Consider the following 18,103-nt stretch of genomic DNA (forward strand, 5'->3'; position numbering starts at 1 on the left):
TAAATTAAAATTTAATCCGACAATGTCGTCAAATTCATTTACTAAAGTAAAACGTTATATTATAATTGGAATGGTACATAGGAATCTTCGGATCCCATGCACGCATTTGATTTTTTAAGGAGGAGAACATGATAAACAAAAAGGTACGACTACTGTCGGTCCTCATCGCCTGTGTCATGTTGCTCGCAGCCTGTGGCGGCGCAGCAAACAATGGCGCAAACAAGAATGCTGAAGGCCAAAAGGTTTCCGGCGAGTCCGGCGGAACAAAGATTTTACGCACGAACAACAAATCTGAACCGGGCACTTTGGACCCGGCCATTGCAAAGGGTACCCACGAATCCTTCGTCCTTTACCACGCATTTGAAGGTTTGATGCGCTACGACGAAAACGATAAACTGGTTCCCGCACAAGCTGAATCTTACGAAGTCTCCGACGACGGCATGACCTACACCTTTAAGCTGCGCGACGGCTTGAAATGGTCCAACGGCGATCCGTTGACTGCCAAGGATTTCGAATATGCGTGGAAACGCGTCATCGATCCGAAGTTAGCTTCTGACTATTCTTTCCAAATCACCACTTATGTTAAGGGTGCGGAAGAATACTTTAACGGCAAAGGCTCCATCGACGATGTCGGCATTAAGGCTTTAGACGACAAGACCCTTGAAGTTCAATTAAAGGCTCCGACCCCCTACTTCTTGGACATCACCGCGTTCTACACCTTGCTTCCTGTGGATGAAAAGGTCGTCAGTGCAAATCCCGACTGGGCAAAAGATCCCCAAAACACGGAATTTGTCTCCAACGGTCCCTTCAAGATTACGGAATGGAACCACAAAGAAAACATCAAGATGGTTAAGAACGACAATTACTATGAAGCCGACAAGGTCAAATTAGACGGCCTTCAATTCGACATTTTGGAAGACGACAACACGGCTTACCAAAAATACGAAGGCGGCGAATACGATGTACTCGTTCAACCGGCACCGGCTGTTACGGCAAAGGCCGTACAATCCAAGGATCCCGAACTTGAATTAGGTAAGGACCTGGGTGTTTACTACTTCGAATTCAACACCACGAAGAAGCCCTTCAATAATGTCAATGTCCGCAAGGCCCTCTCTATGGCCCTTGACCGCAAGACCATTGTTGAAAACATTACCCAAGGCGGCCAAATGCCGGCTGAAGGGATCATTCCTTACGGTTTGAACGACGATACAAAGAAGGATTTCCGTGAAGCCAACGGCAACCTCATTACGGAAGATACCGCAAAGGCAAAAGAACTTCTGGAAAAAGGCCTGAAAGAAGAAGGCATGACCATGGAAGACTTCAAGAATTGCACCCTTTCTTACAATACCGATGAAGCGCACAAGAAGATCGCTCAAGCATTGCAAGAAATGTGGAAGCAAAAACTCGGCGTTGAGCTGAATCTTGAAAACATGGAATTCCAAGTCTTACTGGATAACCGTAAGGCCGGTAACTTTGAAATCGCTCGTGCCGGTTGGATGAGCGACTACAAAGACCCGATGTCCATGCTGGATCTCTTTATGACCGACAATCCGCAAAACAACTCCAGATGGTCGAACAAGGAATTTGACGCCCTCTTGAAGAAGGCTTCCTCCACCGGCGATCAAAAGGTTCGTATGGACAGCATGAAGGCTGCAGAAAAGATCATGATGGAAGAAATGCCCGTCATCCCCGTTTACTTCTACACGCAACCTAGATTGCAAAAGCCCAATGTCACCGGCGTTTATAAACCGCTTCTCGCTTATCCGAGATTTATCTACGCAGATATCGAAGCGAAATAATAAACCCAAGTTCAATTAAATGACAGGGATAATAATAGAGAGAACCGAAAGGCGGTTCTCTCTATTGTTCATCTCGGTTCCATTTTATGTAAAACGGAAAGGACGCACGATGAAAAAATTTGTGTTGAAGCGATTGCTCATGGCAATTGTCACAATGTGGGTCATCATCACCATTACATTTGTGATCATGCACGCCGTGCCGGGCGATCCCTTCGCGCGAGAAGGAAAAATGCCGGAACAGGTGTATCAAAACTTGCGCGCACAATATGGTTTAGATAAGCCCCTAGGCGAGCAATACGTTATTTACTTAAAAAATATTGTCAAAGGCGACTTCGGCAAGTCCATGAAGTCTCAAGCCGAAACTGTTAACCAAATGATCAAGCGCGGTGCACCCGTCTCGGCGCAAATCGGTTTGCAGGCCTTTATTATCTCCATTATTTTGGGCCCTGCCCTGGGGAGTATCGCCGCTTTATACCAAAACAAACTGCCTGATTACATCACCATGATCCTCGCCATCATCGGCATCTCGGTGCCGAGCTTTATCTTTGCCACCCTGCTTGTGCAGTTTGTGGCCAAGCAGGTGGCGTGGCTACCTATTAGCGGCTGGGGCACCTTCAGCCACTCCATACTGCCCTCGCTCTCACTGGCCCTCATGCCCATTGCGGCCAGCGCGCGGCTCATGCGCTCGTCCATGCTGGAAGTGTTGGGCCAAGACTACATTCGTACCGCCCGCTCCAAGGGCCTGTCGAAGTTAAAGGTCATTATGAACCACGCCGTACGAAACGCCATTATGCCTGTGGTCTCCACTTTAGGCACCACCCTTTCGGGCCTTTTAACCGGTTCCTTCGTTATCGAAAAAATCTTCGGGGTCCCCGGCTTGGGCAACTTCTTGATCTCCTCGGTTACCAACCGGGATTACACCCTGATTATGGGCACGACGATCTTTTATTCCATTGTATTGATCATTCTGCTCTTGATCGTGGACATTCTTTATGTCATCATCGATCCGAGAATTCAACTGACGGGAGGGAAACGATGAAAAACGAATCCGCAATGAACCCCATCGATCCCTCGCTCTTTACGCCGGCTCGAAAAGACGACAACAAGGAACGCATTACCCGCCCGGTCATCGGCTATTGGACCGACGTCTTCCGCCGTCTGCGCCAAAACAAATTGGCCATGGTGGGCTTAATTACGATTATTCTGCTTTTGATTATGGCCTTCGTCGGCCCCGCCATTGTGGGCTTCGATTACTCCACCCAAGATTACGCCCGGCTCAATATGGAGCCCAATCGCGTGAATCTTTTCGGCACCGACGAATTGGGCCGCGACCTCTTTACCCGCGTCTGCTACGGGATCCGCTACTCCCTTTTAATCGGAATTTTGGCCGCCGCTATGGACTTTGTCGTCGGCGTCACCTACGGCGGTATCGCCGGCATGGCCTCTTCCCGCGTGGACAACATTATGATGCGTATTGCGGAAGTGGTCTACGCCATCCCCTATTTGCTCATCGTTATCTTGATCTCGGTTATGTTATCCAACGATCAAGGGGCCAGTCTCTTTACCCTGGTTCTCGCCATGAGTATTACAGGCTGGGTGCCCATGGCCATTATGGTCCGTGGACAGGTATTACAGCTTCGCGAAAACGAATACGTCACCGCGGCCCGCTCCCTTGGGGCAGACAAAGGCTACATCTTAAAGAAACACATTATTCCCAACACCCTGGGTCCCATTCTCGTCAACATTACCCTCACCGTGCCCCGGGCCATTTTCTCGGAGGCCACTTTGAGCTTCATGAGTTTGGGTCTGCAACCGCCCCAACCTTCCTTGGGCGTGCTTTCCAACGACGGCCTCGGGGTCATGGGCATCGGCCTCTTTTATCAAATCTTCTTCCCTGCCCTCATGATCTCTCTTATCATGTTCTCGTTTAATGTGCTGGGCGACGGTTTGAGAGACGCCCTGGATCCGAGACTTAGAAAGTAGGTGGCATTGTGACAAACAACATTCTCGAGATACAAGATTTATCCGTCTCCTTCGCCACCTTCTTCGGCGAAGTGGAAGCGGTGCGCCGCGTGTCTTTCTCCGTAGGAAAAGGAAAGACCCTGGCCATCGTCGGCGAAAGCGGCTGCGGCAAAAGCGTCACGGCCAACGCCGTCATGCGGCTGTTGCCTCAACCGCCGGCCCTCTACAAGACGGGCAAAGTGCTCTTTGACGGCGAAGATCTCCTGACAAAGACGGAAAAAGAAATGACTGCCATTCGCGGAAACAAAATCGCCATGGTCTTCCAAGACCCGATGACCAGCTTGAATCCCACCATGAAAGTGGGAGCGCAAATCGTCGAAGGCGTGAAGCGGCACAGAGACATTTCCAAAGAAGAAGGCGAAAAACTCGCCATCGACATGCTGAAAAAAGTATCGGTGCCCAATCCGGAAAAGCGGATCAACCAGTACCCCCACGAATTTTCTGGCGGGATGCGCCAACGGGTCATGATCGCCATCGCCATGGCATCAAACCCCCAGCTGCTCATCGCCGACGAGCCCACCACGGCCCTGGATGTGACGGTACAGGCGCAAATCTTAAAGCTTATGAAAAAGCTGAAAGACGACATTAACGCCTCGATCATTATGATTACCCACGACCTGGGCGTCGTCGCCGACATGGCCGATGATGTCATCGTCATGTATGCCGGCGAGGTCATCGAAGAGGGCACGGTGGACGAAATTTTCGCCGCGCCGAAGCACCCCTACACGGTGCGCCTCTTGGCCGCCGTGCCCCAGCTCACCATGGACAAGGAAGAAACCCTTCACGCCATTGAAGGGACGCCGCCGGATCTTTACAAACCGCCGGAAGGCTGCGGTTTCTACGATCGCTGCTCCGAAGCCATGCGCATCTGCGAAAATCAAAAGCCCGAATTTATCGAACACAGCGAAGGCCACCGTTGCCGCTGCTGGAAGTACCACCCCTCCTATCCGAAAGCGAAGGAGTTGACACATGAATGAACCCATTCTGCAGGTAAAGAACCTGTCCAAACACTTTAAAGTAGAAAACGGCTTTCTCCAAGCTGTGGACGGATTAAATTTCGACATCTTCAAAGGCGAAACCTTCGGCCTGGTCGGCGAAAGCGGCTGCGGCAAATCCACGGCCGGGCGTACCATCCTGCGCCTCTACGAACCCACCGCCGGCGAAGTAGTCTTTGAAGGAAAAAACATCTACGACTTCAGCCCCAAGGAAATGAAGGAACACCGCAAGGAAATGCAAATGATCTTCCAAGATCCCTATGCCTCTTTGGATCCGCGGATGACCGTGGAAGAAATCATCTCCGAGCCCCTGGTCATCTACGGCATCGGCAATAAAAAAGAGCGCAGAGAGCGCGTCATCGAGCTGTTGGAAATGGTGGGCCTAAGCGCCGAGCACAGCCTCCGCTTCCCCCACGAATTCTCCGGCGGACAGAGACAGCGAATCGGCATCGCCCGTTCCCTGGCCCTGCGCCCCAAATTCATCATCTGCGACGAGCCCATCTCCGCCCTGGACGTTTCCATTCAGGCGCAAGTCGTGAACCTTCTGAAAGACGTGCAAAAGAAACTGGGCCTCACCCTGCTCTTCATCGCCCACGACCTTTCCATGGTTCGCTACATTTCCGACCGCGTCGCCGTCATGTATTTAGGCAAGCTCATGGAAGTGGGCACCACGGAAGACTTCTACACCAATCCCCTGCACCCTTACACGAAAGCCCTTCTATCGGCCATTCCCATCGCCGATCCCGACGAGCAACGCAAGCGCGTGCAAATCGAGCTGGAAGGCGACGTGCCGAGCCCCATTAACATGAAGCCCGGCTGCCGCTTCGTGGATCGCTGCCCCTACGGCGACGATACCTGCCGCGGAAGAGACCCCGAAATGGAAGAAATCCTCCCCGGTCAATACGTGGCCTGCTTCAAAGTGCGGGAAATCAATAAAGATCGACTCTAACGCAAAAGACCCCTGTGGCACATTGGCCGCAAGGGTCTTTTTTTGCGTTTTTCAAATGAACGGCGGCTACCTTAACTTTCGTGAAGGTAAATTTTGATGTCGATCTTTAGCCAGTTGCCCCGCATCTCCTTTTCGGCAACCGTTGCAAAAAGAAGCTTCCCTGCATCCATGAGGCGGGAGAAAACCACATTGTCCCGCCGGGGAACATAGCCGATCTTTTTCTTCTCCAATGTCTCGATGCGAATCGCCTGAGGGTCGTGGGGGTTGTCAGGCTCCCGGTAAAAAACCAACCGATCCCCGTCCCGAAGCGAAGCGGCCAGGGCTTCAATTCCCTCAATATGGGTCGTGCCTGCCACATAGGTATCGAAAAGATAAATGTCTCGCTCGAAAGGCGTCGGCAAGGGCACGGCCGTTTCATTATGTAGAAGGTACTTAATCAGCGCGCCCTGATCGCCCTTTGCCAAATGATTCATCGCACATCCCCCATTAAATCACAAATGTACGCTTCCTGGGTCTTGATGGCCGTTTTGAAATTCGCCAATTCCTCTTTCAGTTGACGCAATTTCTCCGCCTTTTTCTTCTCATCTTCCAAATAAATTCGCCAAGTATAGGGCGGATTGGATCGAATCCCTTCAATGTCCTTTTCCACCCCGTCGATTAAGCCTTCCAGCCGCTCCGATTCCTTTTCCAAGGCAACAGCGGAAGATAAATCATCGTCCTCAGCCTCACTGCCTTCCACAATGGCATCGATCAGGCGCAAGGCCTTTAGATCGCCACGCTTATAGGCTTCCGTGGCGCGGTAAAATAATTCGATTTCCGCCTCGGTCGCGGAAGGATTCAAATCCGGATGGAGGCACTTCACCAGCTGCTTGTAGAGCTTTTTAATCGCCTTCGTCTCCTCCTCCGACAAAAATTCCTTGGCCGAGTCCTTCAGTACCTGACTGATCTCCGACATCTTTTCGTCCAACTTTTTCTTGTACTGGAGAAATTCCTCATCCAGCTGTGCCTCCACGGCCTTTAAATCGATCCTTTCCCGACGATTCTTCTTCGCCTGAATCAAGTCCTTTTTTCTGCGCAAACGAAGGTAATCGCAGGACGCTTTGTACAGCTGATATTCAAGGCCGCCGAAAATCAAGGTATACTCCCTTTGAATATTCACACAAACCACGCTCCGGAGATGCTCCCTTTCCAAAAGAAGCGCCTCCAGATCCTGTTTGAGCTTGCGAACCGTCTCCCTTGATTGCTTCACATCGGGAAACTCAATCAATTCACCCATACCGCGCCCTCCTTTCTCCTTATCCAATTTATTATCCGACAAAAAGGTATTATTGCGCTTCTTCCTCTTCCAATTCCTTTAAGGTTCTACCGTCTTCCGTTTTCCATTCGGTTCTCCCATTTGCGTTGGTTCCTAAAACAAAGGCAGCGGCATAGGAAGGGCTGTTAAATAAATAGTTTTTACATAGCTTTCCGTCCAGTATTTCATTATGTTTTCTACAGGTATCCCGCAATTCTTTTATGGATCTCGGTATCGCCTGCGAATCGATCAATTCAATCATGCTGCCCTTCAGTACGACAAAGCCTTCACCGGTTCTTTTGCACCTGGCTTCAATCCGCCGATTTGATTTCCTGCTTTTTCTGGACAAAAACAAATCATATTGTTTCTCGAGTGCTTTTTCCTCCGACATTTCTTGCTGCCTTGCATCCACAATCGGCACAAAAACTTTATAGCCTAAGACGCCGAGAACCATTTTTGAATACTCGATAAAGTCTTCAAGTTCCGATTCTTTTTCCTCGGTCACATTCCCCGGATTCGGATCATTGTTGTTTCTAACTTTAAATCGATCCGTTTCTACGGCCATATTGGTAAATTTATTCTCCAAATAAGAAATTTCAGTGGGACCAAAGGAATTATTTTGAGTTGTTAGCATCACCGCGTCCGAAAAATACGTCTCATCCTTTAAGTGCTCCGCCACTCGAAACAGCACGCCCTCTCCGTTTTTTCTAATTCCGGCTTGGCCAATATACACCTCGTCTTCATCGTCGTCATTTTTCCCAAATAGAAAATAGACGCCACTTTGCTTTAAGTCTTGTCTATCTTTACTTTTATCCAAGTAAGATCTGGGAATTTTATATGCGAGGCCCGTCCAATTCGATAAGGTGCATTTTATTCTGCCCGTCACTTCGCCATCTATGAGAAAAAGATTAAAGTTTTTGCTGTTGTTCATTTTTCTCCTCTGCCTTCTCCATATAATACGACCTACTATCGACTAAAACATCCCGCCCGATCGAATGCTTTAGAGTAAACGATATTGATCAGAAACACACTACGCTTCCAATGACATATAAAAATGAATAAAGACGTTGATTGAATTCGCTAGGCGAGCGAAATGATCCTATCTAGGTTTTAGTAGATGATTTCTCTCTTAACCTCTCGATTTCATTCCATTTGAACTTGTCGGAATCTCCGATAAGTTTTTTCTTTATCTAATTTCTTCTCGAGATATATATTTTAAACAGGCTCTAAGATATTTGAGCAAGGCACATATGACAAATCAATCAGTTGAGGAACATTTAGTCATACTGTTTCACCTGTTCATCTTACCTCAAGTCTACTTGAGCCATCCTCACTTTGATAAAGAATCATTTCTCTTTTTGATTTCTCTTTATTCATGTCCTTATCTCGATCAAGTACACCTATTAGAATCGATACACATTCAATTTAGGCTTGCCCTAATTTTCACTTCAATTATTGACCCAAGTCTCCTCATGTTGTCACATAAAGCTAATACTTGCATCTATTTTATCGTCAATCAATGTCTTTATCCACTTTTCATTCAAGTATTTGGCAGATAAAGAGGGAGACATAGTAAATGATGTAGATGATGTTGAGCCAGCCGCCGCGAATAATCATGTGGGGGCCTTTGGGCAGTTTCCCCACCAGGGGTGTGACGAGTATAAGCACGACCGGGGTCAACAGCACCAGGAAGCGGGGAAATAGGGTTACACCGAAGAGGATCATGGCGCTCAGCGCCACGTTTCCTATGGCCATGATGCCGAAGGTGATAATGGCTTGGAATTTCAGGAATTTAAAAAATTCATCAAAGGCGCCTTGGCTTTCGTGGCGGGACAAAAGGCCCAAGTAGGCGCATTGAATGTGGTAGGCGCCGCCTAGCATGAGCCCGAGGGCATTGATGAGGTAGACGATGCGTCCCATGGTCTCATGGGGTTCCCGGCAGGCCAGGACCATGTGGTACAGGCCGATGCAGTAGATAAAAGCGCCGATGGGGCCGATGATGCCGCCGATGTATAGCCGTTTGACGGCCACTTGTTTCATAATGGCGGTAATGCTGTTGATCGTGTCTTTGCTGTCGTAATCGTCGCGACTGTAGTATAGGGTCATGTCGCCTGCAAACATAAGGCATGCGCCCACAAGGCCTATGAGGATGGATTGTTTCAGCGTCATCCTTTGTGCTCCTTTCATCTCGTTTTAGTGATAGTCGTTGTCGCTTTGATTATACCGCTCGGGAATTTTGAAAACCACCTCCATAAAAAAAGCACCTACTTTCGCAGATGCTTCCGGTGTTTTGTCCTCGTCGCGGGGCTTCCATGACGGGGAACTATTCGTCTTTTTCGTCTTCCAATGCTTCGGACACTTCTTCCGCCACGGCTTCTTTGATTTTTTTGTCTTCGATAATGGAGGATTCGGCCAGTTGATCCAGTTTTTCTTTGTCTTTTTTACTAAACTCCAGATCGTCGTCTAATTTCTTTCGAGTCAATCGAGTGATTTTTTTCCTTTTTTTAATCTCGGATTTTATTTCGCTCCGCTCCCGAATCCAAGCGCCGATTAAAATAAGGATCAGGATCAGTCCCAAATACCCTAAGATGGGATAGAGGATGGCCATGAGTTTTTTAAATCCCATAAAGGATAAGCCGAAGCCTGCCAAGGTGAAGAGGATCAGGTTTCGCTTAAAGCTGCCTTCTGTGTGGGAGAAGCGCCGCGCGGCGGAGTAGAAAAGGGACATGCCCGTGTTAAAGATCATGCCGAAGATGATGACGGACATGGCGAGGCCCATGGCGGGGTGCACGCTGTCCAGCACGGTCTGCATGGGAATGTCCGCGTCTTTTACGATTCCCAAGTCGAGAAAGAGAGTCGCGCCGACGAGCCCTGTCAGGATGGCCACGAGACCGCCGCCGATCATGCCGCCGATGCGGGCTTCGGCCGGGTCGGTTTTACTGCCCCCTAAGACGAAGGCCATGGAAATGCCGCTGATCATGCAGAGGCCGAAGTAGTTAATGGTGGAGAGGGGAAGGTTGGGTAGCGCCGGCGGCAGGCTTTTGCCCAGTGCGTCCAAAAACGCGGCATCCGGCGTGGCCTTGACCATGGTGTATACCGCGCCGATCAAGGTAAAGACCAGGACCAGGGGCGTGAAGGCCCCGATGATTTTCGCCACTTTGTCGAAATCCAACATGCCCACGACGACGATGAGCACCGTGCACAGAAGGGAACCGATCCAGGGCGCCAATCCGAATTGTTGATTCAGATTGGATCCGGCGCCGGCGATCATGACAAAGCCCATTAAAAAGCAATTGACGATGAGGGCGTAGTCCATGAATTTCGTCACGGCGGTGGAGGCCACCTCGTCGAGGACGTCGATGTGGCTCTCGGCGACGAAATGGCTGCCTAATTGCAGGACAATGCCACCCACCACCACGTGCAACACGCCCACGGCGGCGATGGCGTAAAGGCCCGAAAGACCGAAGGACAGAAAGTACTGCATGAGCTCCTGCCCGCTGGCCAGGCCGGCGCCGGTGAGGACGCCGACGTAGGCGAAAATTATGCTTCTTGTTTTTTTATTCATAAAACTCCTTTGTTAAAAATTACGACTTAACATAAATAGTTTATCATAAAATTTCCCTCCATCAAAATCGCCTGCCACTTTCTCCGATCCTCCGCCCCATCTCGACGAGGTTCACAAGGCTGCACTAGCGACCGAAAAGTTTGTCAAAGAACGACACTTTTTTGTACGGATTCTCCACCCCGATCCAATTGAAACTTCGACCCCATACTTAAACCTTCATAAAATTGAATGGGTTCCCCCTGAATCTGTTTTAAAATTGTGTCCTTCAGGTGTTTGGCCAATGCGTTCATGGCGCCCTTGACCTGATCGTTATTCATGCCAATGACGATTTCCGCACATTGAAAGTCTTTTAAGTATCTATTGACAAAAACAGGTGAAACGGAATAGGTCACGCCGATAAAATATTGGTACTTTTCTTTGTTAAAGATTTTATCGATGCTTAAATCATCTTCCTCTCCGTCCTTTACGATGTGAAGTGTATGGATCTTCTTCTCGCCCGATGGATCGTCAAAAAAGTTCATGTTTTCAGATTCCATAACGCCCTCCTTCACCCTTCTTTTCTCTTCATTATAACTTTATCATCCGTTTTTTCACCTTTGAATGCGAAAAATGTCCCTTTAGTCGAATAGGGCGCTCGCAATTTCGCTTCTATCGTCCTCATGCAACAAAAAAGCCCTCGTAAGGGCTGTGTTTGAGAGTCTCCTCGCCGGTTCTCTCTTTTATATGGAAGGCTTCTATAGTCGATGAGCTTGCGGCTTTCTCAGTCCCTATCCTCGTTCGGTTCTGTTTCATCTTTTATCTTCAGCAGATAGGCGCAGTAGGCCGCGGATATAACCGCCGTGGCGATGATGTAGATCCACAAAATGTTCGTCGTCTCTATGCCGAATTTCGAGCTTGCGTTGATGAAGCCGTGGAACAGGATCGAGGGCCAAAGGCTCTTGCTCTTATAAAAAACGATGGTGAACATAAAGCCCCATGCCACGGCAAAGATGATCTGGGCCACGGTCTCGGGTCCGCCTTGTCCCGTAAGCAGATTGATGATGTGGCCCATGCCGAAGGTGACGGCCACGATGACGATGGATTTCAGGAGGCCGTCTCTCGGCACCAGGGCTTTAAATAGGAAGCCGCGGAAGATGACTTCCTCGATGATGCCGATAAGGAGCATGGACAAACACGCCCATACTTGTGCGATGCCGCCATAGGCGGGGGCGATGCCGTTCCACAGATTGCCCGTGGCCAAGAAACACATGGGGAGAAAGTAGAGGTATTTTTTGCTTCCTTTCGGCCATGCATTCAGCCCGTATTTTCCCTGTAAATCGTATTTTTTCATCCACAGGCCGATTACCGCAGCCATGGCGGCTAGGGAAAGGAGCAGGTAGATGCTTTCGTCGCCGAATTGCCCGCGGAGGGTCATGGTCACCGCGCAATAGACGACGATCCACAACAGGGCAAAGGCCAGTTCGTTTCTCTTGTACAGGTCGTGCATGTCATTCCTCCTCATCGACATCGAATGTCTGAAGTTTATATCCTTTCCTCTAAGTTGCGATTCATGGTCCACATCAGTTGTCGCTTCCCATGCCATCGCCCTTTGCCGTATTCAGCTCCATTAATATGCTTGTATGCGGCAGATAGCTTACATCGGCCAATACATTTTCACCGGGTTGCCATTTTTCTTTTTCGCGATCATAAGTTTGAAAATTTATCTCGAATATTTCGATCGCATCTGTATCCGTATATCCGAAAAGTCTGTACATGGTGGAGTATTCATAATTGTTATCTCTTTCGAAGGTGACGTTATTAAGTCGCATCGATGCAGGTGAATTGATATAGGGCAAATCGAGGATTGGCGCTTTTAATAAACAAAATACGCCAATCGGAAAAAATATCGCACAGATCCACCAAATCACGACGGACTTTTTTCTTTCTTTTATAAAATAACCCGCTGCCAATACAATGGCGGCAATAAGGATAGAAAATATTCGAAGCACAAAATCGCAAATAAAACCGATCACGCCTTCTTGATAGTATCCGGCACCGTGACTTAGGATCAGGTAAAGGGACGCGACGGCCGATATCATAAGTATAAAGAATAAAATATCAAATGCCGCTTTTCTTGCAATAGAAATGTTCGCTCTTTTTTTCATGCGTCCCCTCTTAAGTCGTGAGAATTAGCTTCTTTATTTTCCGTAAGTCATAGCTAGCTATACGAATATCAAACCTACCCATTTAGATCTCCCAAAATTTATACATTTCAAAGATGACGATGACCATGCATTGGACTATGGCCAAAAGCACGGTGATGAGAAATTTCCTTCGTTCTTTCTTTGTCACATTTCCGTACGCATTTTTTCGTGCCGACAACATAGAAATGATCATAAGCAAAACCAATACGCCGAAAAATGCGCTTTGGATCATATAGGATACCGGGCCTCCGATGTCCCCCGTCCTGTATCCGGTGCTCAGTCGCGCAAAAAGAATGACGAGATTCGCAAGGGCAAGGGCCATCCACCCCGACAAGACATAGGCGTGCTTTCGTAGCGAATCGGTGGAAACATGGCGCTTTTTCTTTATTAAGGAATCTACGATAAGTCCGCCGACGATTTTTACCAATCCGTAGAGCCCCGCAAGGATGAAAAAAACCATGCACGACACATTGGCCACGGCCTGAACCGTGGATATGGTAAAGTCTGAAAAGGGCGTTTCCACCGTTTTATCTTCTACGTACCACCAATTGTCCAAATCTTCTTCACTGTAGGTGATCACGCCCATGGCTCCCAAAAAAGACAGGGGCCCTTCAATGAGTCCGCGGGTATTGAGCAAAAGACCCTTCGGTACCTCTCTTTTCATCCGGGCGAGCGTCGAGTCGGCAAACTTTCCGTAAACCAACTCATACATGTCGTCATTATAGATGGTTTCATGGGCTTGGTTGGTCGCCAGCACCATCCCCACACCGCTGACAGGGTCAAACTGCAACATGGAGGAGCAACCGAAGGTGTTTCCGCCGTGGCCGAGGGTCTCAATGCCGTAATAGCTTGCAAATAATCCATGGAGATTTTTTTCCACATCTGTCGATCCGTAAAAACCCGTCGGCGTTTCCATTTCTTTTAACGTCGCCTGCTTTTTAAATAATGGAGAAGGACGCTTCTCATCGGGGGTAAGCGCCCGGGCGAATTTCGCAAGGTCACCGACGGTACCCGCTGCGCTGCCTGCGGGATAGAGTAATATATAGTAAAGTCCGGCGCCGCCAATGGGTTCGCCGTCGGAATCGTAGCATTTCAATTTCAATCGATTATTATGCACCCATTCATTGTCGCCGTAAGTGGGGCTGATAGAGGTATGCTCCATATGAAGGGGCTCAAAGATATGCTCGTGAACATAGTTTACATAATCCATGCCGGAAATCCGCTGAACGATGTAAGCCGCCAAGGCTGCTCCCCAATTTGAATAGGCCGTGTGCTCTCCCGGCGCATAAACCTGCTTCGGCTGCCTTGTCCTCAAGGCCTCTTCAAGAGACGTCAACTCGAAAATATCCGCTGTTTGAATAAAATATGTATCTTGAAAACCGGCCTGATGATTCATCAAATCGATCATGGTAATGGGCTTGTCAAATCGCAAATTTGTAAGAAAGCCCTCAGGCAAGTAATTTTGAATGTCTGCCTTTAAATCGAGTTTCCCTTCTTCGTAAAGTTGCATGACACTGACCCAAACCATGAGTTTGGAAATGGAACCCCATTCGTACACCGTATTCGCATTCGACAAAAGAATGCTTTCTTTGTTGGCGTAGCCGAAGGAATTCTCGTAGATCGTTTCGTCGCGATCGTAAACAATCACGTTCAGACCACAAGTAGTTTTCTCGTGATTACTGACGTATGCTTCGATTGCCGCAGGAAGGTCGCCATACGCCAAACCTGAAGGAAGCATTTTTCCGGCTGCTTTTACAGAACATAGCGGTGAAACGATGAAAAAAAAGGCCAGGCTGAACACCAAAGCCATGCTGCGTGATTTTTTCATCCGACTCCCCTCCTTGGTCCCATTCTACCTTTCATGTCTACTGTTTATGTTATGACGACGTAAACCCCTTGTCAATTTTAGAACGGCTTCCTATTCCATTTAAACAGGTAATGACGAGGGGGAAATGCGGTTCTATCCTGAGGGTACATAAAAATACCGACGTCAGCATAAAATCTGACGCCGGTATTTTTATATCGATTCGTTTTCTATTTCCCAAATTTTATTTTTTTCTTGTTTAAGATAAAGGAGCCGAGGAGCACCAGTGCCAGTCCCACGGCCATGTTTAGGGTAAATGCCTCTCCCAACACGAGGACGGACAAAAGGGAGCCGAAAATCGGTATAAACAGTTTGTAGACGCCGAACTCATTGGCGTGGTAGTGTTGCAAAACCCAGGTCCACATGGAAAATGAGGTCGCCGAAATAAAAGCGCCGTATAAAATCATGAGGCAGCCTTTTGCCGTGAGGGCCAGGGGTCTCGCGGCAAGTGTGTGCCCCAAAAGAATAAGCACCACGGCACCGATGATGAATTGAAAGGACGTGAGAATAAAGGAATTTTCGCCTTTTCCGTATTTTCGAATCATGACCGAGGCCAGGGCGTTTAATGTGGTGGCGATGAGCACAAAGCCTTCCCCGGAAAAACGCACACCGCCTGTGCCCTCCGCCGGGCCATTGGAAATAATGATGCCAAGAGTCCCCAACACGAGGGCGATGAGAATGTTCGGGTTCACCTTTTCGTTGGGGATCAGAATCGCTGAAATCAACACCACGAGAAAGGCATTGGTGGATTGAATAATCGAGGATTTCACGCCGGCCACGTGGGAAAGGCCCACATAATAAAAAATGTATTGAAGGGACGTTTGGATCAAAGCCAGGATCACGACGAATTTCCAGTTCACTTTCTTAAATTCAATCCTCCGCCCCTTTTCGCTCACTTTAAAATAGACCATGGTCAAAAAACCGGCCAGCAAAAAGCGGATGCCCGCCACCCATATTTTCAGTCCCGTGTCCGTTTTTCCGATGCCCAGCTCCACAAAGGTGCATTTAATTAAGGGGATGGCACTCCCCCACAAAAGCATGGCGAGGATACTCATAACTATGGCTTTTTTCTTTTCTCTTAACAAATCTACCTCCGCATCGATACTTATCCCCGCTCCGCCGAAGCCCGCGAAAGGGGAATTCCATGGCACACGGCCAATGAAAAACCCCGACGTGGCAGGGATAAATCACCATGTCGAGGTTTGTTTTATTTATTTCTCTTTTTTCACGCTTATTCTAGAGCCATGGTTTCAACAAAAGACGTTTTCTGTTTCGACCCCATGGGATCGATGACGCCTTTATCATAACACAAAGTAAGGGGTTCGCGACAACAATAGAATCGCCCATGGCTATTCCGCTTCCCAGATCCTTACAAAAAATTAAAGGAGAAAAACGTAAACGCACCGGTGGTAGAGTAGCTGCCGCCGTTTTTCAACAGGCGGTAGCGGGTGTAGGAGTACAAAACAGCGCGATAAGAGGACAGGGCCCCCTCTTCGCCGGCGCAGGGAATGGGAATACACAGCAGGACACACAAAAGAAGCAATTTCTTTTTCTTACGCATTTGCTTTTTCATCAATCGCCGCTTTTCTCATGCCCGAGGCATTCTTAGCCCTTGCCCATGACGGACATGAAGCGTTCAAACATCATGTTGGAATAGCCGTCTTTTTCCACGAGACCCTTCCAATGGAGAACGGCCTCCGCGTCGGTGACTTCATCGGGGAGCGTCATACTTCCGTCCTTCAAGCTGATGGAGGGAGAAAATGCCGTAATATCGTCTCTGTAGCGAATGGTGATCTTGCCGTTTGGGGCGATGTCGCTGATGTTTTGGCAAATAAAGGTGGGTCCGGTGGTTCCAAGGGTATCCAAAGAGGGATTGTCCACTTCCTTCAGCTTTCCGCCCTCTGAAACCGCAAGTTCCTTGAGGCAAACAGAGGCGTTCTTGTACTTGGGAATCACAAGGTAGCATTCCTCGCCGTTGAGATGGGGCCTGCCTGCGCCCTCGCTCTCTTTCACGGAAAGAAGCATGTTCGGATCTTCCCAATTCGTGAACACGCCTGTCCAAACGTGTAATTTCGCCAGGGTCTCTTTCAAGCTCCCTTCGTCAAAGGCACCGCCCAGGTGGATGATGAAGGCCTTGTGGTTTTCATCGGCCGGATCGACGCCGAGTTTTCTCGCCATTCTTACATAAACATCGGATATGGGATCTGCGTCAAATTTGTCGGCCCTCAGTTTTAAAAGGGACGGGCACAGTCCCACGTCCGGGTCGATGGATTGGGCGCAGACAAACATAGGCGCGCCCACTTCGTCGATATAGATCCGTTGATCCGGAGCCTTGCCTTTGTCCCAGAGATTGTTAAGCACCAAACCGGTGTAGTGGTTCGGATTGTAGAAATAGGACGAATCGGTGCTGTCTCGATAATAAATGCTCGTTTCTTTCGCCTGCGCTTCGACCAAGCTGTTTTCGATGAGTCCCAACAGCTCGCCCTTCGCCACGCCGAAATGCTTCATAAGGGCATCGTCGTCGATGAACTTGCCGTCGGGAAGGGAGAAATTAAACACGGTGTAATGAGCCGGCCCCTGTTCCCAAAGATCGAAAGTTTCGATCATGACGCTTAGCACGTCCTCGTCTTGATAGGCGGAAAAAGCAGCACAGATTCCGGGATCGTTGCCTTCCATTTCCTTCTCATATTTCTCGTAGGTGGCATTCATGGCGTTCACCATGTCGTCGATCCGCTTGTTGGCCCCGGCCGCGTCCTCGGAATCCAATAGAATCCGCGGCACGTGGAGGCCGCGATCCTCCCGCTTTGCAAAGGCCGCGTACTTCTCGTCGACGAAATCTTTCCACACCTTTCTGTCTTCCACATAATAAGAAACGGATCCGATCGTCGCGCCTTTCACAGGGTTTAATTGGGCCACTGCCTTTGAAGCGGTATCATTCGCCGCCCCATTCCCACGCTTCGCACTTTCCTTTCCGGACTCGGCAGAGTGATTGGCGCATCCTGCGAGGAGTGCCGCCGCCAAAAAGAACATCAACGCCATCGAACTTCTTTTCATGTCATCGCCTCCTTTTAAAAAAATATTTCCTCTTTGCTTTATTATAGTATAGAAATGGCGTGAAAGGATAAGAAAAAACGCTTCTATGGACCACTTCGTCGTAAGTACTTAAAAACAATCTTTCCCCAATAAAAGCTGTCGCACTACGTGATGCAAAAAAAATATGGCTTCTACGGTTTTTAAAACCTTAAAAGCCATTGCAAAGAGCGCAGACTTCATCGGATCGCCCGAATCCAGTGCCGATGAAAATAAATAAACCGCAAACTTGTTTCCTTCTATAAAATCAAAACACTCCGGTTTGGGTTGATTCCCTATTCCGGAGCGTTTTGTTTTATTTCTTTTCTATTCATAGATTAGCAACATTTCTTGTCGCGTACG

17 protein-coding genes are annotated in these 18,103 nt (G+C 48.7%); 5 read left to right on the forward strand and 12 right to left on the reverse strand.

The annotated features are described in order from the left end of the window. Positions 1 to 128 precede the first annotated feature (128 nt). The 5 genes from WKT05_RS04435 (at position 129) to WKT05_RS04455 (ending at position 5,765) form a co-directional block, all read left to right on the forward strand. Entirely contained in the window at positions 129 to 1,799 is a 1,671-nt protein-coding gene (locus WKT05_RS04435) for a peptide ABC transporter substrate-binding protein (RefSeq protein ID WP_340413068.1), read from the forward strand. Between the two features lie 109 nt (positions 1,800 to 1,908). Continuing rightward, a complete protein-coding gene (locus tag WKT05_RS04440; protein WP_340413069.1) occupies positions 1,909 to 2,838 on the forward strand; it encodes an ABC transporter permease in 930 nt (309 codons plus the stop codon). Continuing rightward, the gene (locus WKT05_RS04445) at positions 2,835 to 3,782 is read left to right on the forward strand and encodes an ABC transporter permease (protein ID WP_340413070.1); all 948 of its coding nucleotides are present in this window, start codon (positions 2,835 to 2,837) and stop codon (positions 3,780 to 3,782) included. Before WKT05_RS04440 ends, WKT05_RS04445 begins: the two co-directional genes overlap by 4 nt. 8 nt (positions 3,783 to 3,790) lie before the next feature. Next, positions 3,791 to 4,798: an ABC transporter ATP-binding protein gene (locus WKT05_RS04450; RefSeq protein WP_340413071.1), complete on the forward strand. Its 1,008-nt coding sequence runs from the start codon at positions 3,791 to 3,793 to the stop codon at positions 4,796 to 4,798. After that, positions 4,791 to 5,765, forward strand: coding sequence for an ABC transporter ATP-binding protein (locus WKT05_RS04455; RefSeq protein WP_340413072.1), 975 nt, complete (start codon positions 4,791 to 4,793; stop codon positions 5,763 to 5,765). The genes WKT05_RS04450 and WKT05_RS04455 overlap by 8 nt, the downstream gene beginning before the upstream one ends. 71 nt (positions 5,766 to 5,836) lie before the next feature. On the opposite strand, the gene WKT05_RS04460 is transcribed toward WKT05_RS04455, so the two are convergent. The 12 genes from WKT05_RS04460 to WKT05_RS04515 all read right to left on the reverse strand — a co-directional run bounded on the left by WKT05_RS04460 (position 5,837) and on the right by WKT05_RS04515 (position 17,725). Beyond that, positions 5,837 to 6,238, reverse strand: coding sequence for an HIRAN domain-containing protein (locus tag WKT05_RS04460; RefSeq protein WP_340413073.1), 402 nt, complete (start codon positions 6,236 to 6,238; stop codon positions 5,837 to 5,839). Next, the gene (locus tag WKT05_RS04465; RefSeq protein ID WP_340413074.1) at positions 6,235 to 7,041 is read right to left on the reverse strand and encodes a molecular chaperone DnaJ; all 807 of its coding nucleotides are present in this window, start codon (positions 7,039 to 7,041) and stop codon (positions 6,235 to 6,237) included. The genes WKT05_RS04460 and WKT05_RS04465 overlap by 4 nt, the downstream gene beginning before the upstream one ends. A gap of 49 nt (positions 7,042 to 7,090) precedes the next feature. After that, positions 7,091 to 7,990, reverse strand: a complete 900-nt coding sequence (locus tag WKT05_RS04470; RefSeq protein WP_340413075.1) for a GIY-YIG nuclease family protein — start codon at positions 7,988 to 7,990, stop codon at positions 7,091 to 7,093. A 605-nt stretch (positions 7,991 to 8,595) separates the two neighbouring features. Beyond that, positions 8,596 to 9,228: a DUF6796 family protein gene (locus WKT05_RS04475; protein WP_340413076.1), complete on the reverse strand. Its 633-nt coding sequence runs from the start codon at positions 9,226 to 9,228 to the stop codon at positions 8,596 to 8,598. Positions 9,229 to 9,382: 154 nt separating this feature from the next. Then, entirely contained in the window at positions 9,383 to 10,624 is a 1,242-nt protein-coding gene (locus WKT05_RS04480) for a hypothetical protein (RefSeq protein ID WP_340413077.1), read from the reverse strand. Between the two features lie 143 nt (positions 10,625 to 10,767). Next, positions 10,768 to 11,160: a hypothetical protein gene (locus WKT05_RS04485; RefSeq protein ID WP_340413078.1), complete on the reverse strand. Its 393-nt coding sequence runs from the start codon at positions 11,158 to 11,160 to the stop codon at positions 10,768 to 10,770. A gap of 224 nt (positions 11,161 to 11,384) precedes the next feature. Beyond that, positions 11,385 to 12,110, reverse strand: coding sequence for a CPBP family intramembrane glutamic endopeptidase (locus tag WKT05_RS04490; protein WP_340413079.1), 726 nt, complete (start codon positions 12,108 to 12,110; stop codon positions 11,385 to 11,387). A gap of 73 nt (positions 12,111 to 12,183) precedes the next feature. Next, the gene (locus tag WKT05_RS04495) at positions 12,184 to 12,768 is read right to left on the reverse strand and encodes a hypothetical protein (RefSeq protein WP_340413080.1); all 585 of its coding nucleotides are present in this window, start codon (positions 12,766 to 12,768) and stop codon (positions 12,184 to 12,186) included. An 82-nt stretch (positions 12,769 to 12,850) separates the two neighbouring features. Further along, positions 12,851 to 14,635, reverse strand: coding sequence for a serine hydrolase domain-containing protein (locus tag WKT05_RS04500; protein ID WP_340413081.1), 1,785 nt, complete (start codon positions 14,633 to 14,635; stop codon positions 12,851 to 12,853). A gap of 206 nt (positions 14,636 to 14,841) precedes the next feature. Then, positions 14,842 to 15,756 (reverse strand): DMT family transporter, encoded by a 915-nt coding sequence (locus WKT05_RS04505; RefSeq protein ID WP_340413082.1) that lies wholly within the window; start codon positions 15,754 to 15,756, stop codon positions 14,842 to 14,844. A gap of 284 nt (positions 15,757 to 16,040) precedes the next feature. Next, the gene (locus WKT05_RS04510; RefSeq protein ID WP_340413083.1) at positions 16,041 to 16,244 is read right to left on the reverse strand and encodes a hypothetical protein; all 204 of its coding nucleotides are present in this window, start codon (positions 16,242 to 16,244) and stop codon (positions 16,041 to 16,043) included. Between the two features lie 32 nt (positions 16,245 to 16,276). Continuing rightward, positions 16,277 to 17,725 (reverse strand): hypothetical protein, encoded by a 1,449-nt coding sequence (locus WKT05_RS04515; RefSeq protein ID WP_340413084.1) that lies wholly within the window; start codon positions 17,723 to 17,725, stop codon positions 16,277 to 16,279. Between the last annotated feature and the right edge of the window lie 378 nt (positions 17,726 to 18,103).

It is taken from the genome of Peptoniphilus sp. HCN-40583 (assembly GCF_037892835.1).
Lineage (GTDB): Bacteria > Bacillota > Clostridia > Tissierellales > Peptoniphilaceae > Aedoeadaptatus > Aedoeadaptatus rachelemmaiella.